At 64.0% G+C, this 24703-nt stretch carries 24 protein-coding genes, 2 tRNA genes, 2 pseudogenes and 1 riboswitch; of the genes and pseudogenes, 10 read left to right on the top strand and 18 right to left on the bottom strand.

What is annotated here, in order from left to right; translation table 11 throughout:
* Nucleotides 1-171 (top strand): annotated as a pseudogene (locus H0485_RS11730) (DDE-type integrase/transposase/recombinase); the annotation flags it as partial.
* A gap of 18 nt (nucleotides 172-189) precedes the next feature.
* On the opposite strand, the pseudogene H0485_RS21865 reads toward H0485_RS11730, so the two are convergent.
* The 4 genes and pseudogenes from H0485_RS21865 to H0485_RS11715 form a co-directional block, all read right to left on the bottom strand.
* A pseudogene (locus H0485_RS21865) lies at nucleotides 190-300 on the bottom strand (DUF6538 domain-containing protein); the annotation flags it as partial.
* A gap of 118 nt (nucleotides 301-418) precedes the next feature.
* A tRNA-Asn gene (locus H0485_RS11725) sits at nucleotides 419-493 on the bottom strand.
* A gap of 38 nt (nucleotides 494-531) precedes the next feature.
* A tRNA-Asn gene (locus H0485_RS11720) sits at nucleotides 532-606 on the bottom strand.
* Between the two features lie 81 nt (nucleotides 607-687).
* Complete coding sequence (locus H0485_RS11715; RefSeq protein ID WP_226935737.1) at nucleotides 688-1608, bottom strand: MBL fold metallo-hydrolase; 921 nt, start codon at nucleotides 1606-1608, stop codon at nucleotides 688-690.
* A gap of 16 nt (nucleotides 1609-1624) precedes the next feature.
* Between H0485_RS11715 and H0485_RS11710 the strand changes: the two genes are divergently transcribed.
* The 3 genes from H0485_RS11710 (at nucleotide 1625) to clpX (ending at nucleotide 5158) form a co-directional block, all read left to right on the top strand.
* Nucleotides 1625-2947, top strand: a complete 1323-nt coding sequence (locus H0485_RS11710; protein ID WP_226935735.1) for an ATP-binding protein — start codon at nucleotides 1625-1627, stop codon at nucleotides 2945-2947.
* Nucleotides 2948-3069: 122 nt separating this feature from the next.
* Entirely contained in the window at nucleotides 3070-3702 is a 633-nt protein-coding gene (locus tag H0485_RS11705) for an ATP-dependent Clp protease proteolytic subunit (RefSeq protein ID WP_226935733.1), read from the top strand.
* Between the two features lie 190 nt (nucleotides 3703-3892).
* Complete coding sequence (clpX, locus tag H0485_RS11700) at nucleotides 3893-5158, top strand: ATP-dependent Clp protease ATP-binding subunit ClpX (protein WP_226935731.1); 1266 nt, start codon at nucleotides 3893-3895, stop codon at nucleotides 5156-5158.
* Nucleotides 5159-5235: 77 nt separating this feature from the next.
* On the opposite strand, the gene H0485_RS11695 is transcribed toward clpX, so the two are convergent.
* From H0485_RS11695 to H0485_RS11675, 5 genes are all read right to left on the bottom strand, one after another.
* The gene (locus tag H0485_RS11695) at nucleotides 5236-5913 is read right to left on the bottom strand and encodes an adenosylcobinamide amidohydrolase (protein ID WP_226935729.1); all 678 of its coding nucleotides are present in this window, start codon (nucleotides 5911-5913) and stop codon (nucleotides 5236-5238) included.
* The gene (locus H0485_RS11690) at nucleotides 5910-6656 is read right to left on the bottom strand and encodes an ABC transporter ATP-binding protein (protein ID WP_226935727.1); all 747 of its coding nucleotides are present in this window, start codon (nucleotides 6654-6656) and stop codon (nucleotides 5910-5912) included. The genes H0485_RS11695 and H0485_RS11690 overlap by 4 nt, the downstream gene beginning before the upstream one ends.
* Entirely contained in the window at nucleotides 6653-7633 is a 981-nt protein-coding gene (locus tag H0485_RS11685; RefSeq protein ID WP_226935726.1) for a FecCD family ABC transporter permease, read from the bottom strand. The genes H0485_RS11690 and H0485_RS11685 overlap by 4 nt, the downstream gene beginning before the upstream one ends.
* Complete coding sequence (locus H0485_RS11680) at nucleotides 7630-8436, bottom strand: ABC transporter substrate-binding protein (protein ID WP_435531501.1); 807 nt, start codon at nucleotides 8434-8436, stop codon at nucleotides 7630-7632. Before H0485_RS11680 ends, H0485_RS11685 begins: the two co-directional genes overlap by 4 nt.
* Nucleotides 8437-8497: 61 nt before the next feature.
* Complete coding sequence (locus H0485_RS11675) at nucleotides 8498-10411, bottom strand: TonB-dependent receptor plug domain-containing protein (protein ID WP_226935722.1); 1914 nt, start codon at nucleotides 10409-10411, stop codon at nucleotides 8498-8500.
* Between the two features lie 128 nt (nucleotides 10412-10539).
* Nucleotides 10540-10765, bottom strand: a riboswitch (cobalamin riboswitch).
* Nucleotides 10766-10946: 181 nt separating this feature from the next.
* Between H0485_RS11675 and H0485_RS11670 the strand changes: the two genes are divergently transcribed.
* From H0485_RS11670 to H0485_RS11660, 3 genes are all read left to right on the top strand, one after another.
* Nucleotides 10947-12392, top strand: a complete 1446-nt coding sequence (locus H0485_RS11670; protein ID WP_226935720.1) for an amidase — start codon at nucleotides 10947-10949, stop codon at nucleotides 12390-12392.
* A gap of 285 nt (nucleotides 12393-12677) precedes the next feature.
* On the top strand, nucleotides 12678-13148 hold the full coding sequence (locus tag H0485_RS11665; protein ID WP_226935718.1) for an NUDIX hydrolase: 471 nt from the start codon (nucleotides 12678-12680) through the stop codon (nucleotides 13146-13148).
* A 251-nt stretch (nucleotides 13149-13399) separates the two neighbouring features.
* The gene (locus H0485_RS11660) at nucleotides 13400-13915 is read left to right on the top strand and encodes a DUF1178 family protein (protein WP_226935716.1); all 516 of its coding nucleotides are present in this window, start codon (nucleotides 13400-13402) and stop codon (nucleotides 13913-13915) included.
* A gap of 35 nt (nucleotides 13916-13950) precedes the next feature.
* Here the strand turns inward: H0485_RS11660 and H0485_RS11655 are convergent, their stop codons facing one another.
* From H0485_RS11655 to H0485_RS11645, 3 genes are all read right to left on the bottom strand, one after another.
* Nucleotides 13951-14448, bottom strand: coding sequence for a MarR family winged helix-turn-helix transcriptional regulator (locus H0485_RS11655; protein ID WP_226935714.1), 498 nt, complete (start codon nucleotides 14446-14448; stop codon nucleotides 13951-13953).
* Nucleotides 14449-14571: 123 nt separating this feature from the next.
* A complete protein-coding gene (locus H0485_RS11650) occupies nucleotides 14572-14883 on the bottom strand; it encodes an FAD assembly factor SdhE (RefSeq protein ID WP_226935712.1) in 312 nt (103 codons plus the stop codon).
* 3 nt (nucleotides 14884-14886) lie between these two features.
* Nucleotides 14887-15306, bottom strand: coding sequence for a helix-turn-helix domain-containing protein (locus H0485_RS11645; protein WP_226935710.1), 420 nt, complete (start codon nucleotides 15304-15306; stop codon nucleotides 14887-14889).
* Between the two features lie 95 nt (nucleotides 15307-15401).
* On the opposite strand from H0485_RS11645, the gene H0485_RS11640 reads away from it, so the two are divergent.
* Together H0485_RS11640 and H0485_RS11635 are read left to right on the top strand one after the other, a co-directional pair.
* Nucleotides 15402-16604, top strand: coding sequence for a pyridoxal phosphate-dependent aminotransferase (locus tag H0485_RS11640; protein WP_226935708.1), 1203 nt, complete (start codon nucleotides 15402-15404; stop codon nucleotides 16602-16604).
* A 117-nt stretch (nucleotides 16605-16721) separates the two neighbouring features.
* Nucleotides 16722-17123, top strand: coding sequence for a hypothetical protein (locus H0485_RS11635; protein WP_226935706.1), 402 nt, complete (start codon nucleotides 16722-16724; stop codon nucleotides 17121-17123).
* Between the two features lie 138 nt (nucleotides 17124-17261).
* On the opposite strand, the gene H0485_RS11630 is transcribed toward H0485_RS11635, so the two are convergent.
* Nucleotides 17262-17585, bottom strand: coding sequence for a 2Fe-2S iron-sulfur cluster-binding protein (locus H0485_RS11630; protein ID WP_226935705.1), 324 nt, complete (start codon nucleotides 17583-17585; stop codon nucleotides 17262-17264).
* Nucleotides 17586-17785: 200 nt separating this feature from the next.
* On the opposite strand from H0485_RS11630, the gene H0485_RS11625 reads away from it, so the two are divergent.
* Nucleotides 17786-18313, top strand: coding sequence for a peptidoglycan-binding domain-containing protein (locus H0485_RS11625; protein ID WP_226935703.1), 528 nt, complete (start codon nucleotides 17786-17788; stop codon nucleotides 18311-18313).
* A gap of 65 nt (nucleotides 18314-18378) precedes the next feature.
* Here H0485_RS11625 and H0485_RS11620 read toward each other — a convergent pair whose 3' ends face one another.
* The 5 genes from H0485_RS11620 to rpiA form a co-directional block, all read right to left on the bottom strand.
* Nucleotides 18379-19854, bottom strand: a complete 1476-nt coding sequence (locus tag H0485_RS11620; RefSeq protein WP_435531500.1) for a DegQ family serine endoprotease — start codon at nucleotides 19852-19854, stop codon at nucleotides 18379-18381.
* 328 nt (nucleotides 19855-20182) lie between these two features.
* Nucleotides 20183-21076 (bottom strand): protease modulator HflC, encoded by an 894-nt coding sequence (gene hflC, locus H0485_RS11615; RefSeq protein ID WP_435531499.1) that lies wholly within the window; start codon nucleotides 21074-21076, stop codon nucleotides 20183-20185.
* On the bottom strand, nucleotides 21073-22266 hold the full coding sequence (gene hflK, locus H0485_RS11610) for an FtsH protease activity modulator HflK (RefSeq protein ID WP_226935698.1): 1194 nt from the start codon (nucleotides 22264-22266) through the stop codon (nucleotides 21073-21075). Before hflK ends, hflC begins: the two co-directional genes overlap by 4 nt.
* 98 nt (nucleotides 22267-22364) lie before the next feature.
* Nucleotides 22365-23792: an FAD-dependent oxidoreductase gene (locus tag H0485_RS11605; protein ID WP_226935696.1), complete on the bottom strand. Its 1428-nt coding sequence runs from the start codon at nucleotides 23790-23792 to the stop codon at nucleotides 22365-22367.
* On the bottom strand, nucleotides 23789-24577 hold the full coding sequence (gene rpiA / locus H0485_RS11600; protein ID WP_226935694.1) for a ribose-5-phosphate isomerase RpiA: 789 nt from the start codon (nucleotides 24575-24577) through the stop codon (nucleotides 23789-23791). The genes H0485_RS11605 and rpiA overlap by 4 nt, the downstream gene beginning before the upstream one ends.
* Nucleotides 24578-24703: the final 126 nt, after the last annotated feature.

Genomic DNA, 24703 nt, shown 5'->3' with positions numbered 1-24703 from the left:
ACCCAAGAGGGTTTTGCTTATCTTGCTGTCGTGATCGACCTCTACTCCCGCCGCGTCGTCGGCTGGTCGATGCAAAGCAGACAAACTACCGACGTCGTGCTTCAGGCGCTCCTCATGGCCGTGTGGCGGCGCAAAGGCGCGATTGCTTTCAGCGGTGACAAAGGCCCCCAAACGGCGGGCAAGGGCAGGATCGGCGGTGCGCAGGCTTACGAGGATAACTTTTGCACCGAGCGCCGCAGGCAATCTGCGCCGCCAATAGTAGATTGCAGTGCGTCTAACGAGGTGTGAGGCAAGCGCCATGAACGTCTCCGATAAGAGCCGTTCGCAAGGCGTATCAAAGGCTTACGTGCATCAAGCCTGTATATCAAACCCAGCCGAGAAGGCAGTTTGAGCGTAGCTACAGGGGCTTAAAGGAAAATGGCTCCGGCGGTAGGGATCGAACCTACGACCAATTGATTAACAGTCAACTGCTCTACCGCTGAGCTACGCCGGAACATTTTTGCCAGGCTGTTGCTCTGGCGCGGTTTTGCATGGCTCCGGCGGTAGGGATCGAACCTACGACCAATTGATTAACAGTCAACTGCTCTACCGCTGAGCTACGCCGGATCATGCGAGGCGGTGTATAGCCATGGGCTCCCGGGGTCGCAAGAGGCAAAAACAGCTTTTCGCAAATCTCTTGTCTTTCCGCTATCTCCTTCTGAACCGGGCATATTCTGAGGGCCAGTCTTCCGCCTCTACCCTGCCCCGCGCCACCAGATCCGCCAGATGCGCCAGCAGATTGCGCTTTGCCGCAGGCCAGAGCGCCTCGGGGGTTGTCGCATAGACGAGGGGCAGGATGGCGTTCAGATCGCCCTGCCCCAGCCCGGCCAGCGCCGTCAGAATCTGCGCCTCGCGGGCCAGGCGATGCGCCAGCAATTCCGCGATCCGGGAAGCGGGATCATCAATCACCGCCCCATGTGCCGGGAAAAGCCGCTGCCAGCCTTGGCCCTGCAGCCGCTGCAACGAGGCCATGTAATCGCCCATATCGCCCTCAGGCGGCGAGACGAGGCTCGGCGCCCAGGCCATGATCAGATCGCCGCAAAACAGCTGCCCCTGCCAGCCAAAGCACAGATGCTCGGCCATATGGCCCGGCGTATGCAAAGCGATGAGCGGCCCGGCTGTGGTCTTCAGGATCTCGCCATCGCGCAACAGAATATCGGGGCGAAAGGCCTGATCCACCCCTTCCGGGCCGCGCAGGCCCTGGGCTGCAAGATGCGCCATCAGCGCCGAGCGCGCCGTGCCGGCGGCGCCAAAGCCGTAAACCGGCGCGCCGGTCGCAGCCGCCAGCGCCGGGGCCAGCGCTGAATGATCGAGATGCGGATGGGTGACGAGGATCGCTGTGATCCGCTCGCCCGGGGCCAGCGCCGCGAGAATCGCCTGCAGATGCCCGGGCCCGGCCGGGCCCGGATCAATCAGGGTCACCTCGCCCTCGCCCAGCAGATAGGTGGTGGTGCCCGGCCCGGTCATCGGTGAGGGGTTCTCTGCCAGCACGCTGCGCAGCCCCGGCAGCAGCGTGACACAAAGCCCCGCCTCAGGCTGCGCGAGCGGCTTTCTTTCCCCGGACGACAAGATTAGCCTCTTTGCCATGTTGCGATTCAAACAATTCCTGCCGCGCGGCCTCTATGGACGCGCCGCCCTGATCCTGATCCTGCCCATCGTCACGATTCAGCTCGTGGTGTCTATGGCCTTTATCCAGCGCCATTATGAGGGGGTGACGGCGCAGATGACCCGCGGCGTCGCGCTGGATCTGGCCTATATCCTGTCCGAATTCGCCACAGGCCGCGATGCGGATCAGGCGATGGAACTGGCGCAGGCGGCCGCCGTGCCGCTGCAGATCGGGCTGAGCCTGCCCGCAGGACCTCTGGCCCCCGAAAGCGATCAGAGCGGGCGCTTTGATTTCTCGGGGCGTCAGATCATCGCCACATTGCATGAAGAAATTCTCGGGCTGCAGGCCGTCGATGTCACCGGCGATGACCGGATGGTCCGGCTGCGGCTCGAGACCCGGCTCGGCCCGCTTCAGGCCGATATTGCCCGCCACCGCATGTCGGCGACCAATCCGCATCAGCTCCTGGTCCTGATGGCCAGTGCCTCGGTGCTGCTCACCATCATTGCCTTCCTGTTTTTGCGCAATCAGCTGCGCCCGATTGCCCGTATGGCCCGGGCAGCCGAGGCCTTTGGCCGTGGCGAGCGCATCAGCTACCGGCCGCGCGGCGCGCTGGAAGTACGGGCGGCGGGGCAGGCTTTTTTGCAGATGCGGGCCCGGATCGAGCAGCAGATCGAGCAGCGTATGCTGATGCTCTCTGGCATCAGCCATGATCTGCGCACGCCGCTGACCCGGATGCGGCTGCAGCTTTCGCTGATGCCCGAGGATGAGGATACCCGCGATTTGCAGGGCGATGTGCTGCAGATGGAGCGGCTGGTGGATGAGTTTCTCTCCCATGTGCGCGGCGATGCGACCGAGGGCGAAGAGCTGACCGATGTCGTTGATCTGGTTGAGGAAGTTATGGCCGGCGCCCGGCGTGGTGGCGGCAAGGTGCTGCCGCTGATCATTAGCGGCAGCCCAAGGCCCGTCCGGCTGCGCCGTGAGGGTGTCCGCCGCGCCCTGGAAAATCTGACCTCGAATGCGCTGCGCCATGGCACCACGATCCAGATCACCCTCAGCTTCCGCAGCGAGGATCTGTCGATCAGTGTCGAGGATAACGGCCCCGGCATTCCGGCAGATCAGCGCGACAAAGCGTTACAGCCCTTCACCCGGCTGGGCGAGGCACGCGATCCGAACCGCGGCGGCGGGGTTGGCCTCGGCCTGTCGATTGCTGCGGATATTGCCGCCAGTCATGGCGGAAAGCTCAGCCTTGGCGAGAGCCCGCGTCTGGGCGGGCTGGCGGCCGGGCTGCAGCTGTCGCGCTGAGCCGGGCGGCGGCTTTCGCAGGGCTGTGGCTCACCTGCCCTTGCAGCTGCCGAAGCGCATCACTAAGACTCTCTAAACCTTCCGGCGATAACGCTTTCATATGAATTGAAGAGGCAGGCCCGATGCGCGATCCCGCAGAGCATTATATGAACACCCTCGTCCCCATGGTGGTTGAGCAGACCAGCCGTGGCGAGCGTGCCTATGACATTTACTCGCGCCTGCTGAAGGAGCGGATTATTTTCCTGTCGGGCCCGGTCCATGACGGCATGTCCAGCCTGATCTGCGCTCAGCTGCTGTTCCTTGAGGCCGAGAATCCGACCAAAGAAATCTCGATGTATATCAACTCGCCGGGCGGCGTGGTGACCGCTGGCCTGTCGATCTATGACACGATGCAATATATCCGCCCGAAGGTTTCGACCCTGGTGGTCGGTCAGGCGGCGTCGATGGGCTCGCTGCTGCTGACCGCCGGTGAGAAAGGCATGCGTTACTCGCTGCCCAATTCCTCAGTCATGGTGCACCAGCCCTCGGGCGGCTACCAGGGTCAGGCAACCGACATCCTGATTCACGCCCGCCATACCGAGCGGCTGAAGCGCCGGCTGAACGAAATCTACGTCAGACATACCGGCAATGATTACGCGACGGTTGAAGCCGCGCTCGAACGCGACAATTTCATGTCGGCCGAAGAAGCCAAAGCCTGGGGGCTGATCGACGAGATCGTCACCGAGCGCGGCAAGGCCGACGATCAGTCGAAATAAGGGGTTTCGCCCTGTCTTCTGCCCTGAAACAGCCGTTTTCCTGCTGTTTTTGGGTAAAAACCCCGGCAGAACCCAGTCCCTGCCGGGGGAAGGTCAAAAAGGGCGATTTGGCGTTGTGGAGGTCCGGGCCTTGGCCTAAACTTCCCAGACAGCGGCCGCAAAGCGCGCGGCAGACGGCAAAGGGTGAGGTATGGCTACCAATTCGGGCGACAGCAAGAACACGCTCTATTGCTCGTTCTGCGGCAAGAGCCAGCATGAGGTCCGCAAGCTCATCGCTGGCCCGACCGTGTTCATCTGCGATGAATGCGTCGAGCTCTGCATGGACATTATCCGCGAAGAGACCAAATCTTCGGGGCTGAAATCGGGCGAAGGGGTCCCCACCCCGCGCGAGATCTGCAAAGTGCTTGATGATTATGTGGTGGGCCAGGCCCATGCCAAGCGCGTCCTCTCGGTCGCGGTGCATAATCACTACAAGCGTCTGAACCATTCCTCGAAACAGGATATCGAACTGTCAAAGTCGAATATCCTGCTGATCGGTCCGACCGGCACCGGCAAGACGCTGCTGGCGCAGACCCTGGCGCGCATCCTTGATGTGCCCTTTACCATGGCCGATGCCACCACGCTGACCGAGGCTGGCTATGTCGGTGAGGATGTCGAGAATATCATCCTGAAGCTGCTGCAGGCCTCGGAATATAATGTCGAGCGGGCGCAGCGCGGCATCGTCTATATCGACGAGGTCGATAAGATCACCCGTAAATCCGACAATCCCTCGATCACCCGCGATGTCTCGGGCGAGGGGGTGCAGCAGGCGCTGCTGAAGATCATGGAGGGCACCGTTGCTTCGGTGCCGCCCCAGGGCGGGCGCAAACATCCGCAGCAGGAATTCCTGCAGGTGGATACCACCAATATCCTGTTCATCTGCGGCGGGGCTTTTGCCGGTCTCGACCGGATCATCGCCCAGCGTGGCAAGGGTTCAGGCATCGGCTTCGGGGCCGAGGTCAAGGGCCCGGATGAGCGTGGTGTGGGCGAGCTGTTCAAAGAGCTCGAGCCGGAAGATCTGCTGAAATTCGGTCTGATCCCGGAATTTGTTGGCCGTCTGCCGGTGGTCGCCACTCTGGAAGACCTTGATGAGGCCGCGCTGGTCACCATCCTGACCGAGCCGAAAAACGCCCTCGTCAAACAATATCAGCGCCTGTTCGAAATCGAGAATGTGAAGCTGGTCTTCACCACCGAGGCCCTTTCGGCCATCGCCCGCCGCGCCATCAAGCGCAAAACCGGCGCGCGCGGCCTGCGTTCGATCATGGAGGATATCCTGCTGAACACCATGTTCGAACTGCCGGGCATGGAAGGCGTGCAGGAAGTGGTGGTGAATGAAGAGGTTGTGGCTGGCAAAGCCGTGCCGCTCCTGGTTCACACCGAAGGTGGCCCGAAGAAGAAACAGGCGGCAAGCGCCTGATCTGGCTGAAATATTACGAAAAACGCGCCCTTCGGGGCGCGTTTTTTATGGGCAAAGCTCTGCTGCACGGGGCGCGATTACGCGCTCTGGCGGGCGCTGCGGGCCGCCAGCGCCGCCTCGCGCCAGCCAAGCCAGTCGCGCCCGGCCAGGCTCACCGCCTCGCGCACCGCGCGCCCCACCACCTCGCCCGCCGCTGTATGCAGCCCGGCATAGCGCCCCGCTCCTGCCGGGCAGGCCAGCACGATGCAATCGGTGCCGGTGCCGGTGGCGCGGCCACTCGACAGCTCGAGCCCCAGATCGATGATCGCCGCTGTCCGGGCCTGAACCGCAATGGTCAGCGCCTCAAGCTGTGCCGCCTCGGTCAGCGGCACCGAACAGGCGACCAGAATATTCACCGTGCCGAAATCGGCGCTGTGCCAGGGCAGCCTTGTGCCCACGGCCTCGGCATTGGACAGGCCAAGCGTCACCAGCGCCTCGGCCCCTGCCCCCTCTGCCTCAGCCGCCGCCTGGCGCCAGCTGCTGACATCGCGCGAGGTCAGCATCCCCACCTCGCCCGGGGCCGGGGCACGCGCCATTTCCGCCGGGATCCAGGCCTCAGCGTCAAAATCCTGCGGCAGATCGGCATTCCTGACCTCGCGCCAGAGCACGGTCTGCCCGGTCACATAGCCGGCGCCGAAAGGTGCATGTGACAAGAGCCGCATCGGCCGGTCCAGCCGCGCGATCAGCCAGGGGCGCTGTAATTCGGCGCGGATCATCGCAAAACCTCCAGCGGCTGGAACACCAGCCCCTCGGGCGTTTCGGCCCGGTAGGCACGGATGCCGAAAACCTCTTCGATCAACGCATCCTGCAGCACCGCGCCGACCGGCCCGTCCGCCACCAGCCGCCCGCGCGCCATGACGATCAGCCGGGTGCAATGCCGCGCCGCCAGCCCCAGATCATGCACCGATGCCAGCACCGAGCGCCCCTCGCGCGCGAGGCTGGCAAAGACCTGCATCATGCGGATCTGCGCCTCGGGGTCGAGCCCGGCGCCGGGCTCATCCGCGATCAGCAAAGGCGTGTCCTGAGCCAGAGCCCGGGCAATCAGCGCCCGCGCCTGCTCTCCCCCTGACAGCTCGGTCGCCGCCCGCGCGGTAAAAGCGCTGATCCCCATCCGCGCCAGCGCCGCCAGGACCGCCGGATGGGCGGGATCGGCGGTCTCGCCCCAGGCGGTGCGGCCAAGCGCCACCAGATCCGCGGCACTGACGGGCCAGGCAATCTCGCGCCCCTGCGGCAGAAAGGCCGCCGCCCTTGCCCGCGCCCGGGGCGTGAGGGTGGCAAGGCTGGACTGACCCTGATGCGGCAAAAGCCCGAGGGCGGCACGCAGCATCGTGGTCTTGCCCGCGCCATTCGGCCCGATCAGCCCGATACATTCGCCCGGGCCAATCTCCAGGCTGACATGATCAACCACCGGGCAGCTGCCGCGCAGAACCGTCAGGTTTTTCAAAGACATCAGGCTCATGCCTCAAGCCTCCGCAGCTTCCAGATCAGATGCAGGAAGAAAGGCGCCCCCACCAGAGCTGTCAGCACCCCCAGTTTCAGATCCCGCTCGGGCGCGATCAGCCGGGTGGCAATATCGGCCGCCAGCAGCATCGCCGCCCCGCCAAGTGCTGCCGCCGGCAGCAGCTTTGCCGGCCGTGCCCCGGTCAGCGGGCGCAGAAGATGCGGCACCACGAGGCCGATAAAGCCCACCGCCCCGGCCACCGCCACCGAAGCTCCGATCGCCAGCGCCGTGCCCAGCACCAGAACCAGCCGGCTGCGGGCCAGATCAATGCCAAGGCTCGCGGCCGCATCCTCACCCAGCGTCAGCCCGTCGAGCGCCGGACCAAGGCTGAACAGCGCTGCCATGCCGCAAAGAAGGAAGGGCGCGGCCAGCCAGACATGGCTCATCGAGCGGTCCGATAATGCCCCCATCATCCAATAGACAATCTCGGCTGCGGCAAAAGGATTGGGCGAGAGGTTCAGCACCAGCGCCGAAAGCGCCCCCGATAAAGCCGAGATCGCAATCCCGGCGAGGATCAGCGCCAGCGCCCCGCCGCGCGGCCCGGCCATGGCCAGCAAAAGCGCGCAGGACAGGGCCGCCCCGGCCAGCGCCGCCAGCGGCAGGGCAAAGGCGAAAGCCGCCGCCAGCCCGGTTTGCAGCGAAATCACCGCGCCGAGCGCCGCCGAAGAGGAAATGCCGATCAGCCCGGGCTCGGCCAGGGGATTGCGCAAAAAGCCCTGCATCGCCGCCCCGGCCAGCCCCAGCGCCGCGCCGATCATCAGGCCAAGCAGCGCGCGCGGCAGGCGGATTTCCTGCATCACCAGCGCCACCGGCCCGCCCTCGCCGGTGATCAAAGCCGCGAGGCTGTCGCCCATTCCCAGCCCGGCCGGGCCGGTCAGCAGCGAGACAAAAAACAGCGCCACCACCAGCGCCGCGAGAGAGATCAGCAGCTTCATCCCGCCTCCAGAGTGTCGCGGGCATCACGCAGCGCCCGGAGCGCGCGTAACAGATGCGGCGTGCCGCAGACCCAGTCGGCATCGGTGGTCGCGACCACGCCCGCACGCGCGCGCAAAGCCAGCAGCGCCGGATGAGAGAGGATCTCTTCGGAACGCGAGGCCCCGGGATAGGGGGTTGAGGTCACGATCACCTCGGGCGCAGCCATGATCAGCCGCTCGAGCGGCAGGGTGCCGCCACCGGTGATCCCGGCCGCGGCGCCGATATTGCTGAACCCCCCGGCCCGCAGCAGCTCATCGGCCAGCGTCCCCTGCCCTGTGGTATAGCCATTGGCATAATAGAGCGCGGCCGGGCGCGGCGCGAGCGGGCTGCGGCTCCGCGCGAGCCCGGCCTCAAATTCGGCCACCAGCGCCTCACCTGCGGCGGCGCGACCCAGAGCGCTGGCCACGGCCCGGATCTGGGTGCTTATACCGTCCAGGCTGTTCACCGGCGCCACCTGCACCACCTCGACCCCCAGCCCGCGCAACAGCGCCGTGCTCGCCGCAGCGCCATAGGTACCGGCCAGCACAAGATCGGGCTGCAGCAGAAACACCTGCTCGGCCGAGCCGTAATTGGCCGGATATTCCGCCGCTTCCGCCGCCATCGAGGAAACCAGCGGGTCACGCGCCAGCATCGAAACCGAGATCAGCTGCCCCGGTGCCGCCAGCAGCATCGCCAGCTGATCGGTACAGAGATTGACCGAAACGACCCGGGCGGGAGGGATGCCCCCCTCCCGCCCGGGAAAGGCCTCATCAGCCTGCGCCATCAGGGAACCAAGGGGCAAAAGCGCCGCCAGGTTCAGCAGAGGGCGAAGCCAAAGCATCGGATCAGAACCTGTGGCTCAGGCCAATATAGCCTGCACGACCCGAGGTGCCGTAACCGTCGCTGATTTCATAATCGCGATCAGACAGGTTTTCGATCCGCAGATAAACCTCGCTATTCTCGCTCAGCTGGTAACTGGCCTGAGCATTAAACAGCGCGAAAGCGCCCATGTCGCGCCTTGAGAACACATCCTGCCAGCCCGACATAAGGCGCATGCCGATATGGGCCGAGAGCTTATCTGTGATCTCGCCATCAACTGAAAGAGCAAAGGTGTGATAGGGCACACCAGAGACACGGCTGCCATCCGGGCCTTTGCCATCGGTATAGGTATAAGCGCCCTGCAGCGTCCAGAGATCTGACAAAGCGGCTGTGGCCCCCAGCTCCAGCCCCTGCAGGACGGTAGCACCGCTTGCGTTGACATAGCTTGGCGGAGCCGTGGCGAAATCAGCCTGAATGCGATTATCAAGCGCGATGCGGAACAGAGTTGCCGAGAGACTGCCGCCGGATGCCAGCGCCCATTCTGCCCCCAGCTCATATGACCAGCTCTCTTCCGGATTAAGATCTGGATTTCCTATTACCCAGCCACTTGAAGTATAATCTCCGAAACGCTCATCAATCGTCGGCGCACGATAGCCCCGTGCCGCCGAAGCCGAGAGGGTCAGCGCCTCATTCGCCTGCCAGGCAACAGCAACCCTCCCGGTAGTGAAAGTGCCGAAATTGGAATCCTCATCCACCCGCAGCGAGGCCGAGAGATCGAGATCCGGGCGCGGCGACCATATAACCTGCCCAAAGGCACCGCTGATCCGGGTCGAGACCTGATCGGCGGGCAGACTGCCATATCCCCCGACATAGCTGACCTCATCCTCGCTGTGGTCGAGGCCATAAACGAAGGACAGCTGATCACTGAACGCGGTGCTGGCCTGCCAGCCGAAGGAGATGCGACGCCCGTCATAGGCGTTCTGGCTGCGCCCGGTCGAAACACCGCTGCTGATGATCTCCTCGTCAAAACGGCGGTTTATATCATAGACCGAAACTTCAAAGACATGTTTGCTGTCTCCGTCGTTAACTTCCGCGAAAAGCCGCGCGCCTGTCTCGCGGCGGCGCTGCTCATTATCCGCATCCAGCATTGCATAGGTTGCGGCATCCGATCCGTCATATTCCTGACGGGTGTTTTGTGTAAAAATCGCGCCGCCAAGCGTCAGCCCCTCGCTCAGCCTGTAGCGCCCGGAGAAGGAAAGCCGCTCTGCATCACCGCCGTCCGCCTCACGTCCTGAGCGCAACGTGGAGTAGCCATCGGTATGAAACCGCGTGGCATTAAGCGCAAATTCCGCACGCTCATCCCGATAGCTCAGCCCATAACCAAGCCGCGCCGTGCCATAGCTTCCGGCCTCAAGCTGGGCTTTCTGCACAAAGCCCGCCTCGTCTTCTGCGCCGAACGTCGAGATGCTGATCACCCCGCCCACCGCAGAATTCCCCCAGAGCGCCGACTGGGATCCGCGCAGGAGTTCGATCCGGCCAATATCTGCAGTCAGCAGACTGCCGAAATCGAAGATGTTTTTCGGGTTCGACGCATCATTGACGCGGATTCCGTCGATCATAACCGTCAGATAACCCGACCCCAGCCCCCGCACCCGCAGCTCGGCAGTATTGCCGAAGGGGCCATAATGCGTGAGCGAAACGCCCGGGAGCCGTGTGAGGTAATCTGCCACGGTTGTGCTGCGGTCTTTGGCGATATCTGCCGCTGTCACGACCGATACAGAGACCCCCGAGCGCAGACGCTCTGTGGCAGTACGCAAAGCCGAAAGCACGATGGTGCCGAGGTCTTCAGCTTCCTGGGCCTGGGCCATGCTAACCGGAGCGATGGCCTGGGCAGTGGCCAGCGCCGCCAGCAGCGCGAGGCGTGAAATATCACGTTTCATCTTGTCCCTCCCGACGGCTACAGAGCCGCCTGTTGTGATACACCCTGCTCCGATGGCCCGAAGGCAGCGAAGCAGCCGATGTCACCTCTGGCGGACAGCCGCCTCCCGGCGCGCGCCCCGCGCGTCGGAAAGGGTGAGCGTCTCCGGCAGGTCTCCTGGCTTGCGGGTCTTAACGGTCGACCGGCCTTCCCGGGGATACACCTGAAGCTCAGGCCTCCCCCCAGTGGCATAATCGGTCGCCGCTCGCCGCTTACAGTTGCGGGGGCAGCTGCGGATCTGCCGGTCAGCCCGGCGCACCGCATTCCCTTTTCTCCGCCGGTCTGACGCGGCGGAACCGAAGATGTTCCGTGCATAATGCCCCGCGATATTCTGTCAAGCCTGCCTCTTTGCGCCGGACCGCTCCGCTGCCGCAGGCATTCGGGGAAATGTCGTTTCCGGACCCGGAGCCGGGCCGGGCGGGGCTGGACCTTTCCGCAGCGGCATTGCCAGATAGCCAAAAGCGGCGAACAGCCGGACAGGGAAAGGAATCAACAGGATGATCGGCGATCTTGGGGCAAGGGATGCCACCGAACTGGCAGGGCTGGTGGCACGCAAAGAGGTAAGCGCAGAAGAGCTGCTCGATGCGGCCCTGGCGGCGACCGAGGCGCGCAACCCCGCCATCAATGCCGTGGTGCTGGTGCAAGAAGAGGTGGCGCGCGCTGAGATCCGCGCCGGACTGCCGCCCGGCCCCTTCCGCGGTGTGCCTTTCCTGATCAAGGATCTCGGGCTCGAGGCAAAGGGCCTGCCCGCCCATAACGGCTCGCGCCTGTCGATGAATTCGACCTATAGCGCCGATTGCAATCTGATGGCGCGGATGCGCGCCACCGGCGTCGTTACCTTTGGCCGCACCACCAGCCCCGAAGGCGGCGTCGGCATAGCCACCGAGGCGGCGGTTTACGGCGGCCCGACCCGCAACCCCTGGAATACCGACCATACCCCCGGCGGCTCCTCCGGCGGCGCGGCAGCGGCAGTAGCGGCGGGGATCGTCGCCTTTTCGCATGGCTCAGACGGCGGCGGCTCGGTCCGGGTGCCCGCCTCCTCCTGCGGCCTGTTTGGCTTTAAACCTACCCGCGCCCGGCTGCCCGATGGCCCTTGGTCCGGCGAGGGCTGGGCCGGCATGGCAATCGACGGCTTTCTGACCCGTTCGGTGCGTGACACTGCGGTGATGCTCGATGCGGTGGAGGGCCCGGATCAGGGCGCGCCCTATTACGCCCCGGCTTTGCAAAAGGGCTATGCCCAGGCAATTTCGCGCCCGCCGCGCCGGCTGCGTATCGCGCTTTGCGACACCAGTTTCACCGGCGAGGCGATTGACCCCGAGGTCGCGGCAGCGGTGCGCGAGACCGGAAAGCTGCTCGAAAGCCTCGGCCATCATGTCGAACCCGCCTGCCCCAGGGCCGGCATTGCCGCGATGATGCAGGCCTGGACTGATATTGTTGCTGTCGGCTCGGCGCTGACCATTCGCGGCAAACTCAAAGGCCGCCCCCTCAGCGAGGAGATGGTCGAGGCGGTCGGGCGCGATGCGCTGCGCTATGCTGAAAGCCTGTCGCCGCTGCGCTATCTGGAGGCGGTCGAGGAGATCCATGATTTCGGCCGCGAAATGGCTGCCTTCTTCGCCCCCGAAAGCGGTGCGGGCTACGATATCCTGCTCTCGGCCACGCTCGCCGAGCCACCGGCCAGGATCGGGCGCTTTAACCATACGCGCGAGGATTACCTCGGCTTCCGGCTGGGGCCGCAGGGCTGCTTTGCCTATTCGCCTTTCGCCGCGGTGTTCAATGCCAGCGGCCAGCCCGCCGCCTCGCTGCCGCTGGCCTGGTCGCAAAGCGGCCTGCCGGTCGGGATGCATCTCGCTGCGCCCTTTGGCGCCGATGAGGAGCTGATCGCGCTTTGCGCCGAGATCGAGGCAGCGGTTTACTGGAACCGCCGCGCGCCGCTGGCCGGCTGATCCCCTGTAGCCCCGGGAGCCCCGGGCCGGGCGCGCGGATCCCGCCGCGCCCGGCAATACCGCCGGTTCGCACCGGCCATTGCCTGCCGCGATGAAGAAATAACACAGATGTACAAAAAATCGGCGCAAAGCCGCTTAACTCTGGGATAAACCAGCGGATTTGTTATCATCGCGGCATTCAGTTTCAGGCCGGTCCGCCCTATATCAGCGCGATACCGAACAGATCCGGCCCGCCGGAGCAACACAGACCCGCGCGCCAGGGCAATGGCGGCGGAAGAGGAAGATATGAATCCGGAGACCCCCGCACTGGCCGATCTGACTGATCCCGAACCCCCCGGTGCTGCCGAGCGGCAATTTGCGGCTTTGTGCTGGCGAAAGGCTGCGGGGACGCGGCAGATTTTGCTGATCACCAGCCGGGATACCGGACGCTGGATCGTGCCGAAGGGCTGGCCGATGAAGAACCGCCTGCCCCATGAGGCGGCGGCAATCGAGGCCTGGGAGGAAGCCGGCGTGACCGGCGAGATCGTCGAAAGCCCGCTCGGGCGCTATCTCTATGACAAAAGGCGCAACCGGAAGGCCGATCTGCTCTGCGAGGTCGAGGTTTTCGCGCTTGAGGTCAGCAATCTGGCGACCGATTTTCCGGAAAAGACCCAGCGCCGGCGCAAATGGTTCAACCCGGTGAAAGCGGCCCGTAAAGTCGCCGAGCCGGAATTGCGGGAGCTGATCCTGAGCTTTGGCACGGCCCCGGCGGTCTGAGCTGGCCAGGTTCAGAGTGGCAGAGGCGCGATCTGGTGAGCGCTCAGTGCTGAAGTGAGTTTTCATCGGGCCCGGGCTCCCCTTGCGCCCGCCGCCCTGGCTCCCGATATTTTACAAGAGAATACACACCCCGGCCCAGAGCATCCGGCCTGTCGGGGATTGACGCTTTGATCAAAAAACGCCAGCTAGACGAAAAGCTTATCGATTGCGCGGCCAGGAAGCCGCCCCCTGTCGAGGTACTGGAAAGAGCGATGATCCGTTATTCCCTGCGCTGCCTCTCAGGGCATAATTTCGAGAGCTGGTTTGCCGATGCGGCGGCCTATGACGGGCTGTCGGCAGCCGGTCATATCGCCTGTCCGGACTGTGGCTCTTCCGATGTGGAAAAGGCGCTGATGGTGCCTTCGGTCCGCCCGGCCCGCAGCGCGGCAAAGCCGGAACAGCCCCCCCGGGATCCGGCCGCGGCTGAACCGGCGGCAGCGCCTGCCCTTCCCGGCGGCGCCCGGGCTGGGGCGGCCCCAACACCGGCAGCGGCCGCGCTTCCTGCCCCCGATCTCGAAAAGGCCCTCGCCGCCATGCGCCGCGAATTCGAGGCAAATTCCGAATATGTCGGCAAGGAATTTGCCAGCGAGGCGCGCCGCATTCATGAAGGCGCCGCCCCTGAACGGGTGATCTATGGCGAGGTCCGCGCCGAAGAGGCCCGCGCCCTGATCGAAGAGGGCGTACCGGTTGCGCCTTTGCCCTTTACCCCGCGCCGCAAGCTGAACTGACGGGCCGGGCTTTTGCCGGCGGGTCGGAAGGGCAGCTAGTAGATATAGCGGATCTGCTCGGCCCAGAACCGCTCCATCCGCCGCAGCGAGGTGTTAATCTCGTCCATGCCGCTGATATCGATCATCCCCCGCCGCTCCAGCCCCTCGGCCTGGCGGCGGAACAGATCGCCCAGCCTGAGCCGCAGCAACCGCCCTTTTTCGGTCAGTTTCACCCGCACCGAGCGGCGGTCAATATCCGAGCGCTGATGGTGCATATAGCCCAGATCCACCAGCTTTTTCAGATTATAGCTGACATTGGAGCCCTGATAATAGCCGCGTGTTTTCAGCTCACCGGCGGTGACCTCATTCTCACCGACATTGAACAGCAGCAGGGCCTGGACCGGATTCACATCAAGCTGGTTCAGCCGTTCGAACTCATCCTTGATCACATCCAGCAACAGCCGGTGCAGGCGTTCTACCAGCCCCAGATTGTCGAGATAGCAGGAGAGGAACGCTTTTTGCGAACCATCGAGAAGAGGTTGAGGGAGGGGCATGCTGGCTCCGCCTGTGTTGACAGGGGCAGAATCGGCACAAAGCACAAACATTCGGTAAACCCGAAACGTTTTCTGATAATTTTTACGCAACCAGCCCCCTCCTGACCGGGGGCTGGTCCGGTTTCAGCGCCGCAGCCGGGCGCTGGCGAAGGCGGCAATCTCGCCCAAAAGCGGCGCGGTCCAGTCCGGCGCCTGCTCGGTGCCCAGCACCCAGGTCAGCAGAACCTGGTCATTTTCGCACAGAAGCCGGTCATAGAGCTCCAGCGCCGCAGCATCCAGCTGGTCCAGGCGGGCATCGGCATAGGGGCCGAAAACCATGTCCATTTCCTTGATGCCACGCCGCCAGCTGCGCATTTTCATCCGCTTCAGCCGGGCCTGCGGGTCAATATCGTCGCGGCTCTCGCCAGGCAGCAGTCCGCTTGTCGTATCACTCATCTCTTACCCCTGGCGCAAAGCCTGTCGCAGGCGCTTTTCCACCCTCGCGACCTCGGCTGCAAGCGCCGATGCATGCGCCGAGAGCCGCGTCAGCTCGGTCAGCGCCTCACTGACGGCCGCAGGCAGCGGCCGGTCGCCTTCCTGTGGCGCAGCAAGCCCGTCGCCCTCGGCCGTCAGCAGCCAGGTGAGCGAGACATTCAGCAGCCCCGCCAGCATCTGCAGCCGGTTGCCGCGCGGCTCGGCCAGATCATCCTCCCAGGCCTGCAGCGTGGTCAGTCGCACGCCAAGGCGCAGGGCCAGCTCTTCCTGGCTCAGCCCTGCCACTTCGCGCGCTCCCGCCAGCCGGTCGCCAAAGGTCGCCACATCAGCGGCGAACCAGTTATCTTCGGGCACCGCAACCGCTCTGTTGCCGCTTTCCGCCATCCTGCCTCTCCTTATACTGATATCGCTTGTATGAACGGGGGGCCGAGCCTAAGACCTCGGCGAAAAGAATGCAATTATTGCAGACGGAGTTCCCGATGGCCTTCCTTTCTGACACGCTTGCCCGCGTCAAACCCTCTGCCACGATCGCGGTGACCAATAAGGCACGCGAGCTGGCAGCGAGCGGTAAGGACGTGATCGGCCTTGGCGCAGGCGAGCCCGATTTCGACACGCCCGACCATATCCGCGCTGCAGCCAAACGGGCGATTGATGCCGGCAAGACCCGCTATACGGCGGTTGATGGCATCCCCGAGCTGAAAGCGGCGATCTGCGGTAAATTCCTGCGCGAGAACGGCCTGACCTACGAGCCGAACCAGATCACCGTCGCCACCGGCGGCAAGCAGATCCTGTTCAACGCACTGATTGCCACGCTCAACCCCGGGGATGAGGTGATTATCCCCGCGCCCTACTGGGTCAGCTATCCCGATATGGTGCAGCTGGCGGGCGGCACCCCGGTGCCGGTGGTGGCCGGGATTGAGACCAATTTCAAACTCTCGCCCGAACAGCTCGAAGCCGCGATCACGCCAAAAACCAAATGGTTCATCTTCAATTCGCCTTCGAACCCGACCGGGGCGGGCTATTCGCGCGATGAGCTGAAGGCGCTGACCGATGTGCTGATGCGCCATCCCCATGTCTGGGTGATGTCGGATGATATGTATGAGCATCTGGTGTTTGACGATTTCGAATTCGTCACCCCTGCCGAGATCGAACCCGGCCTCTATGAGCGCACCCTGACCTGCAATGGTGTCTCGAAAGCCTTTGCCATGACCGGCTGGCGCATTGGCTATGCCGGTGGCCCGGTGGCTCTGATCAGGGCCATGGGGGTGATCCAGTCGCAATCGACCTCGAACACCTGTTCGGTATCGCAATGGGCGGCGCTTGAGGCGCTGAGCGGGCCACAGGATTTCCTTGCCGACTGGCGTAAGATCTTCCAGGGCCGCCGTGATCTGGTGGTCTCGATGCTCAATGAGGCCAAAGGCATCACCTGCCCGAAACCCGAGGGCGCTTTCTACGTCTACCCCGACATCTCGGGCTGCATCGGCAAGGCCACGCCGGGCGGCACGGTGATCACCAATGACGAGATTTTCGCCACCGCGCTGCTGGAGGAGACCGGCGTCGCCGTGGTCTTTGGCGCTGCCTTCGGCCTCTCGCCGAACTTCCGCGTCAGCTATGCCACTTCGGATGAGGTGCTGCGCGAGGCCTGCACGCGGATCCAGCGTTTCTGCGCCAGCCTGGTCTGAGGATCAGCGACATTCTGTAAAACCGGGGCGGGCCGCAATGCCTGCCCCCTTTTCATTGCGGCCCTGCCCGCCCTATCCTGCCCGTTGCCGCCGTGTCGCGGTCTGAAGGGCTGAGAGATGAGCGATCCGCTTCCCGAATTTTACTTCCGCATCCGTGAGAATGGCGCCTCGGTGTTCCGGATCGACAGCGCGAACCGGCAGCGCCGGATGGAGCTGATCGAAATCGCCATGGTGAACAGCCGCAATGGCAATATCAAAGCCCATGGCGAGCACAGGCTGAGCGCCGCTGAGCACGCCGCGATTGAGGCCTGGCTGAACGGGCGGCGGCAGATCCTGGAATCGCGCGAGAATGAGGCGGCGCGGCAATGTATTGAACAGCTCAATCTGACCGCGCAATGGGCTCAGGGGCGGGCCTCGACGGCGCAGCTCGAGGCGGTGAGTGATGATCTGCTGCTGGCGATGCATGATCTGCGCAATGTGCTGGTGCGCAAAAAAGCCGAAGCCCTGGGCGAGAGCTGAAAACCCGCCGCTTCGCGGCGCGCGGGCCTGGGGCGGGGATATTTGCAAAAGGGGAATACCTGGCTACCGGCTTCCCCTTCTGCAAATATCCCCGGGGTCCGAGGGGGCAGCGCCCCCTCGCCTGTTTTCGGCCTCAGCTCAGATCTGACGCTCGGGCATATGCACCACGAGGCCGTCGAGCGCATCGGTGACCTTCAGCTGGCAGGTCAGGCGCGAGCGTGCCGGATCGGGCTGCCAGGCAAAATCGAGCATATCCTCTTCCATCGGATCGCGGGCCGGCAGTTTCTCAACCCAGGCCTGGTCGACATAGACATGGCAGGTCGAGCAGGCGCAGGCGCCGCCGCAATCGGCCTCGATTCCGGGAATTCCGTTATCGCGGGCCCCCTCCATAACGGTCAGCCCGCTTGCAACATTCACTTCATGCCTGGTGCCGTTAAACTCGACATAGGTAATTCTGGCCATTCCCATCCCCGGATATGCTTTCCGTTTCCCTCAGAAGGCCATAGGGGAAATCCGCCGGCATTGCCAGATGCACCGGCTGAGCGGTGAAATGCGACCTCGACCGCAGCTCACGGCTCTTTCCTGCCTCAGCAGATCTGCTACAGATCAGCTTTATGTTCATAACAGGCGCGCGGATGTCTCCCCTGCCCAGATCTTTTTCCGTGCTGCCGGCGCTGGCTTTCACGGCTGTGATGGTTCTCAGCGCCTGTGTCAGCGGGCCGGAGGTGCCGGTCCAGCCGCTGCGCGCCGATTTCTCGGCTGCAATCACCGATCTGAACGGCAGGCCTGGGCCCCCGCCCGGCCCCAAAGGCGCCTGCTGGCAGGATGAGATCCGTCCTGCGGTGATCGTGACGGTGACCGAACAGGTCCAGGTCGCGGCCAAAAGCGCCGATGCGAAGGGCAAAGCGGCGCCTGCGGTCTTTGCCACCGAGACCCGGCAGAAAATCGAGAAAGACCGTGGCACGATCTGGTTCCGCGCCCCCTGCCCCGATCTGCTAGATGCCGAATTCATCGCCACATTGCAGCGCGCGCTGAAAGCCCGCGGCCTATATTTGGCACCGCTGACCGGGAAGATCGATAAAAAGACCCGCCAGGCCCTGCATCGCTATCAGGCCTCGCATGGGCTGGAATCCGATAAGCTGTCACTGGTCGCGGCCCAGGAGCTGGGCCTCGTTCCCGGCCAGTTCTGAGCGTTCTGAAAAGGCAGAAGGCGGGCCCCCGGACCCGCCTTTGCTTTTGTCGCATGGCTGGCAGATCAGCCGATCTGCAGCGCAAGGAAGCGCTGATCGCCGCCCCGGCTGAACCGCAGCAGCACCGATTTGCGCCCCGCCTCTTTTGCCGCCTCAACCCGGTCTTTCAGATCCTGCAGACGGGTCAGCGGCTGCTGGCTGGCCTCGAGCAGCACATCGCCCTCGCGCAGCCCCTTGCTCCAGGCCTCGCTGCTCTGATCAACGCCGGTCACCACCAGCCCCGACATATCACCGCCAAGACCAAAGCGCTGGCGCGTAGCCTCATTGACCGGGGCAAGGGTCAGCCCCATCAGCTGCAGCTCGCCCGCCTCGGCCTGACCGGGTTTTTCGCCCGAAGTCTGCACTGCGCCGCCCTCGGCCTCTTCGCGGCGGCCAAGCGTGACCTGCAGGGTCTCGGTCTTGCCCTCGCGCGAGATGATCACCGGCACCGCCTGCCCCACCGGAGCATCGGCGACACGGCGGGTCAGATCACCGGCATCGCGGACCTCCTGGCCGTTGAACTGCTGGATGACATCACCCGCCAGCAGCCCTGCCTCTTTCGAGGGGCCATCCGGTACATCAGTCACCAGCGCACCATGGGCTTTGGCGAGGCCCATGGCCTCGGCAATATCGGGCGTCACATCCTGGATACGCACGCCGAGCCAGCCGCGCCGGGTTTCGCCGAATTCCTTCAGCTGGTCGACCACTTTGGTGACCACATTCGAGGCCATCGAGAAGCCGATGCCGATCGAGCCGCCGGTCGGCGACAGGATCGCGGTATTCACCCCGATCACCTGGCCATCCATATTGAACAAAGGCCCGCCGGAATTGCCGCGGTTGATCGCGGCATCGGTCTGCAGATAATCGTCATAGGTGCCCGAAAGCTCGCGGTTGCGGGCCGAGACGATCCCGGCCGAGACCGAGAAACCCTGGCCGAGCGGGTTGCCCATCGCCACCACCCAGTCACCGACCCGGGCCAGATCGGAATTGCCGAAGGAGACGAAGGGCAAGGGCTTGCTGGCCTCTACTTTCAGCACTGCAATATCGGTCTGTTTATCGGTGCCGATCAGTTTCGCCGGCAGTTTCTCACCGCCGAAAAACTCGATGGTGATCTCATCCGCGCCCTCAATGACGTGGTTATTGGTGACGATATAGCCATCCTCGGAAATCACGAACCCCGAGCCAAGCGCTTCCGAGCGCTGCGGGCCCTGATTGCCGGGATTGCCGAAATCGCGGAAGAAATCTTCCAGCGGGCTGCCTTCGGGCACAATCGGCCCGCCCTCAGAGGGGCGCGAGACCACCGAGGAGGTGGTGATATTCACCACCGAAGGGCTGATCTGATCTGCCAGCTCGGCAAAGCTCTCAGGCGCCCCAAAGGCCAGCACCGGAGCGGGCAGCGATACTGCCAGACCCGCGCTGAGCGCGAGGGCCAGAATCGTGCCGCTTTTCAGCCGGGCGGTGAGGCTGCCTGTGAGCGGCGCCAGATAAGACAAGGGGGCAATGCGGGACAATGCGGCTCTCCTTTAATACAACGGACCGCCGCGCCCGGATCTGAGGCTGAACCCTCCCGCGCAGGCGGGAACAAAGCTCAGGGTCAGCATTCCGGAACACGGGCCCGGTTCAGCGCCTAATCAACCTCAGCCTGCGCTCCGGCGCAATGCAAACCCTGTCGCAAAGCGTCAAACCGGCGTGACTGCGGTTGATCACTGCGTGTTCCGGTTGAAACATTTCCCCCGGATTCACCCAGGAAAAACAAAGAAGGCCGGTCACACGACCGGCCTTCTCCAGTTCAGATCTGCACTGCAGCCCCGGGGCTGCGCCTCTCAGGAATTACTCGGCTGCAGGAGCGGCCGGAGTGCTGAGACCGGGCGAGCGCAGATATTCGAAGAAATCGCTGTCCGGCTGCATCACGATCGAGGAATTCGGCCCTTTGAGCGAGGCTTCATAGGCCGAAAGCGAACGGCTGAAAGCGAAGAATTCGGCATCTTTGCTATAGGCATCGGCGAGGATCGCGTTGCGCTCGGCATCGGCCTCACCGCGGATCATCTCGGCCTGGCTGCGGGCGAGCGAGGTTTCCTCAACCACGGTCCGGTCCGCGGCAGCGCGCACGCGCTGTGCCGCCTCGCCGCCGCGCGCAATCTCATCCGCCGCCTCACGCTCACGCTCGGAACGCATGCGCGAGAAGGTGGCAGCGAGGTTGGCCTCGGGCAGATCGGTGCGGGTCAGACGCACGTCGATGACCTGAACCCCCAGCGACTGCGCCTCACGCCGGGCAATCGTCAGGATCTCATTCATCAGGCCCGAACGGTCCTGCGACAGCACCCGGTCCTGGGTGGTCTGACCCAGAACCTCGGGGATGGCCTGCTGCAGGATATTGTTCAGCAAAGCCTGAGCCCGTTCCTCGCCGCCAGCCGCCGTTGCCTGACGGAAGGCCGCCAGATCGGTGATGCGCCAGCGGGCAAAGGCATCGACCACCAGGCGGCGGTCGGACAGGAGCGTGACTTCCATCGGCTGGGTCTGCAGGCCGAGGATACGGTCCTCGTAATAGACCACCTCCTGGATGAAGGGCAGTTTATAGCCGAGGCCGGCATCTTCCTTGATCTGCTTGACCTGACCAAACTGCAGCACCAGCGCCTTTTTACGCTCGTCGACAATGAAGACCGAGGACAGAGCGGTCACGGCAACGGCAATCGCCACCGGAAGTCCGTAAATCGCACGCATCAGTTTGCCCCCCCTGCCGCAGCCGCAGCTGCAGGCGCAGCCGGCCGCGCCAGTTCATTCAGTGGCAGGAAAGGCAGAACCCCCTGCCCGTTCTCGCCCCCGGCCACGCCATCGAGCAGAACCTTGTTCATGCCAGCGTAGACCCGCTCCATGGTTTCCAGATAGAGGCGGCGACGTGTCACCTCCGGCGCTTTGACATATTCCTCATAGATCGAGAGGAAACGCGCTGCCTCACCCTGGGCGGCGTTGACGCGGTCGGCGCGGTAGGCCTCGGCCTCTTCGGTCAGACGCGCCGCCTCACCGCGCGCGCCTGCGGTCACACGGTTGGCATAGCCATCGGCCTCATTTTCCAGACGCGAGCGCTCGGCCTGGGCCGATTGCACGGCGCGGAAGGCCTCGGCCACATCGGCCGGCGGCTGGGCGCGACGCAGGTTCACCCGGATGACCTGGATCCCGGCATTATAGCTGTCGAGTGTGGTCTGCACCGCCGTGCGCAGATCCGAGGAGATCGCGCCACGATCACGGTTAAGGATCGGCGAAAGCTCGGAGCGGGCGATGATATCGCGCATCGCCGATTCCGAGACCGCGCGGATGGTCTCTTCCGGATCGGCGAGGTTGAACAGATAGGCCTCGGGGTCGGAAATATTCCAGACCACCTGGAAGCCGATATCGACGATATTCTGATCGCGGGTCAGCATCAGCGCGCCGGAATTGCCATCCGAGGCCCCGATATCGGTGGTGCGCTCGCCGGTGACCTGAACCTTCTCATAGGTCATTACCGGCCAGGGGGCAAAGTTCAGACCCGGATTGCCAACGCTCGAGGCCTCGCCGAGGAACAGCTCAACCGAACGCTCTTCCGGGCGCACCGTGTAAAAGGACATGAAAGCCCAGGCCGCAACCGCAGCCAGGCCACCAAGCGCCAGGCCCTGTTTCGAGACCAGAGGCCCGCCGCCGCCCTGCTGCGGGCCACGCGGACCACCGCTCTGGCGATTGCCGCGCCCGCCCATCAGCACACGCAGCTGCTCCTGGCCCTTGCGCATGATTTCGTCGATCTCGGGGATCTGCGACCCGCCTTCACCGGGTCTGCGAGGGCCATTGCCGCTGCCGTTCGGGCCACGGTTTCCACTCTCATCTGACCCACGGTTGCCGCCACGATCCTCGTCGCCGCCTCCGCCCCAGGGACCTCCTGCCATGCTCGCGTCCTTTTCCTTCAAATACATGCACTCAATTGGTTATCCCCGGGCAGAATTCAAGCAGCGCCTGTCTCTGCCCCGGGGCAACCCGGGATAATTCAGCTCCGGCGCACCGGATTGCGCATCGTGACCAGTTCTTCGGCCATGGTCGGATGCACAGCGCAGGTACGGTCGAAATCCTCTTTCGTCGCGCCCATCTTCACCGCAATCGCCGCCAGCTGGATCATTTCACCCGCATCCGGCGCGACAATGTGACACCCCAGAACCTTACGGCTGGCCTGCGAGACGATCAGCTTCATCAATACCCGCGATTCAGCCCCGGCAAAAGCGGAACGCATCGGGCGGAACGAGGTGGCATAGACCTCAACCGGCTCACTCTCGCGCGCCTCTTCCTCGGTCATCCCCACCGCGCCCAGTTCCGGGCGGGTAAAGACCGCCGCAGCGACCAGCTCATGATCGACCGGTGTCGGGCGGCCCTCAAACACGGTGGCGACAAAGGCCATCGCCTCGCGGATCGCCACCGGGGTCAGGTTGATGCGGTCGGTCACATCGCCGATGGCATAGACCGAAGGCACCGCGGTCTGGCTGTATTCATTGACCACAACCGCGCCATTGCGCTGCAGGGTAATGCCCAGCTCCTCAAGCCCAAGGCCCCGGGTCGAGGGTTTGCGGCCGGTGGCGAAAAGCACGCCATCGACCTCATAAAGCTCGCCCGTGGTGGCACGGATATCGCAGGGGCCATGGCTGGAAGTCAGCACCGGAGCGGGCGCCGCCTGCAATTCGCCAACCGGCATATCGCAGCCCGCGAGGCTGCCCTTTTTGCCCATGGCGGCGATATTGGTGCCAAGGCGCAGATTAACCCCCGAGGCCCGCAGGCTCCCGGCGATCATGCCGCGCGCCTCATCATCAAAGCCGCGCAGGATCTGCGCGCCACGGTAAAACTGCGTGACCTCAACCCCGAGGCCCTGCAGCAGAGCCGCCATTTCGCAGGCGATAAAGCCACCTCCCACCACCAGCAGGCGTTTGGGCAGTTCTTCCATCAGGAAGATATCATCCGAGACCATGCCCAGTTCAGCGCCCGGCAGATCGGGGCGATCCGGCGCGCCGCCGGTGGCAATCAGAATATGTTTGGCGCTGATTTTCGTGCCATCGGCCAGCTCAACCTCATGCGGGCCGGTCAGTTTCGCGCGCTGCGCATGGGTTTTCACCCCCGAGCCGTCGAGCAGGCGCTGATAGACCGCCTCCAGCCGGTCCAGCTCGGCATGAAGTCTGGCGCGGAAAACCGGCCAGCTGAACTGGCCATCCGCAATATCCCAGCCGTAGCCGCGCGCCTCGGCCGGCAGATCGCGGAAGGAAGAGGCAAAGACCATCAGCTTTTTCGGCACACAGCCGCGGATCACACAGGTGCCGCCCATCCGGCTTTCTTCGGCCAGCTGAACCCGCGCCCCGGTGGCCGCTGCCACCCGCGCCGCCCGGACCCCGCCCGAGCCGCCACCGATGACGAAAAGATCGCAGTCAAAGCTCATTGTTTCGGATCCGCAAAACTGTAATCAGCCGCAGTTACCGTAACCGCTTCGGTATGCGAGCTGCCATCACTGATATCTTTCACCGTGACTTTGCCCGCGCCGTCACCGATCACCACGATATCGCAGATATCAATGAACAGCCCGTTTTCAACCACGCCGGGGATCTGGTTCAGCATCAGCGACAATTCCCGCGCATTGCCGATTTTCTGCAGATGCAGATCAAGGATCAGATTATTCTCATCGGTGCGCAGCGCCTTATCGCCTGCCATGCGCAAAGTGACCTCACGGCCCGCCACATCCATCTCGGTCAGCATCTGTTCGATCAGGGCTTTGGTGGTCATCGCCCCGAAGGGAATCACCTCAACCGGCAGCGGGAAGGCCCCGAGGCTGGCCACTTCTTTCGCCGGATCGGTGATGACGATCATCTGATCCGAGGCGCTGGCGACAATTTTTTCCTGCAGCAGCGCCGCGCCGCCGCCTTTGATCAGGCTGAGCTCGGGGTCAAATTCATCGGCGCCGTCGATAGTCAGATCGAGCCAGCCCAGATCGTCGAGCGCACGCACATCAAGGCCAAGGCTTTTCGCCAGCTCGGCAGTGCGGGTTGATGTGGCGGCGCAGCTGATCTGCAGCCCCTCTTGCTGTACCCGGCGCGCCAGGCATTTCACCATCCAGGCCGCGGTTGAGCCGGTGCCAAGCCCCAGCTTCATCCCGTCCTGCACATAATCGACCGCGCGACGGGCGGAAATGAATTTGCCTTTTTCGGCGGGCGACAGTTCAGCAGACATGGCGTACTCCGGGGGCTGGACCGGCCTGGGGAAGGGCACTGAGCACCGGCGGCCGGGCCGGGTTGACGCTCTGGAAGTAGCGCAATCAGCCCCGAAGGGCAAAAGGCTTTTGCCGCAAATGGCCCT

The organism is Pseudogemmobacter faecipullorum (assembly GCF_020539525.1).
Taxonomy (GTDB): Bacteria; Pseudomonadota; Alphaproteobacteria; order Rhodobacterales; family Rhodobacteraceae; genus Pseudogemmobacter; species Pseudogemmobacter faecipullorum.
The sequence above is the reverse complement of the archived record's forward strand: the minus strand, read 5'-3'. Positions and strand labels throughout refer to the sequence as shown.

Bases quoted from the DNA above. Each gene is read 5' to 3' on its own strand.
- H0485_RS11710 (WP_226935735.1), top strand. From the start codon at position 1,625: ATGTTGCGATTCAAACAATTCCTGCCGCGCGGCCTCTATGGACGCGCC.
- H0485_RS11705 (WP_226935733.1), top strand. From the start codon at position 3,070: ATGCGCGATCCCGCAGAGCATTATATGAACACCCTCGTCCCCATGGTG.
- clpX (WP_226935731.1), top strand. From the start codon at position 3,893: ATGGCTACCAATTCGGGCGACAGCAAGAACACGCTCTATTGCTCGTTC.
- H0485_RS11695 (WP_226935729.1), bottom strand. From the start codon at position 5,913: ATGATCCGCGCCGAATTACAGCGCCCCTGGCTGATCGCGCGGCTGGAC.
- H0485_RS11690 (WP_226935727.1), bottom strand. From the start codon at position 6,656: ATGAGCCTGATGTCTTTGAAAAACCTGACGGTTCTGCGCGGCAGCTGC.
- H0485_RS11685 (WP_226935726.1), bottom strand. From the start codon at position 7,633: ATGAAGCTGCTGATCTCTCTCGCGGCGCTGGTGGTGGCGCTGTTTTTT.
- H0485_RS11680 (WP_435531501.1), bottom strand. From the start codon at position 8,436: ATGGCGCAGGCTGATGAGGCCTTTCCCGGGCGGGAGGGGGGCATCCCT.
- H0485_RS11675 (WP_226935722.1), bottom strand. From the start codon at position 10,411: ATGAAACGTGATATTTCACGCCTCGCGCTGCTGGCGGCGCTGGCCACT.
- H0485_RS11670 (WP_226935720.1), top strand. From the start codon at position 10,947: ATGATCGGCGATCTTGGGGCAAGGGATGCCACCGAACTGGCAGGGCTG.
- H0485_RS11665 (WP_226935718.1), top strand. From the start codon at position 12,678: ATGAATCCGGAGACCCCCGCACTGGCCGATCTGACTGATCCCGAACCC.
- H0485_RS11660 (WP_226935716.1), top strand. From the start codon at position 13,400: ATGATCCGTTATTCCCTGCGCTGCCTCTCAGGGCATAATTTCGAGAGC.
- H0485_RS11655 (WP_226935714.1), bottom strand. From the start codon at position 14,448: ATGCCCCTCCCTCAACCTCTTCTCGATGGTTCGCAAAAAGCGTTCCTC.
- H0485_RS11650 (WP_226935712.1), bottom strand. From the start codon at position 14,883: ATGAGTGATACGACAAGCGGACTGCTGCCTGGCGAGAGCCGCGACGAT.
- H0485_RS11645 (WP_226935710.1), bottom strand. From the start codon at position 15,306: ATGGCGGAAAGCGGCAACAGAGCGGTTGCGGTGCCCGAAGATAACTGG.
- H0485_RS11640 (WP_226935708.1), top strand. From the start codon at position 15,402: ATGGCCTTCCTTTCTGACACGCTTGCCCGCGTCAAACCCTCTGCCACG.
- H0485_RS11635 (WP_226935706.1), top strand. From the start codon at position 16,722: ATGAGCGATCCGCTTCCCGAATTTTACTTCCGCATCCGTGAGAATGGC.
- H0485_RS11630 (WP_226935705.1), bottom strand. From the start codon at position 17,585: ATGGCCAGAATTACCTATGTCGAGTTTAACGGCACCAGGCATGAAGTG.
- hflK (WP_226935698.1), bottom strand. From the start codon at position 22,266: ATGGCAGGAGGTCCCTGGGGCGGAGGCGGCGACGAGGATCGTGGCGGC.
- H0485_RS11605 (WP_226935696.1), bottom strand. From the start codon at position 23,792: ATGAGCTTTGACTGCGATCTTTTCGTCATCGGTGGCGGCTCGGGCGGG.
- rpiA (WP_226935694.1), bottom strand. From the start codon at position 24,577: ATGTCTGCTGAACTGTCGCCCGCCGAAAAAGGCAAATTCATTTCCGCC.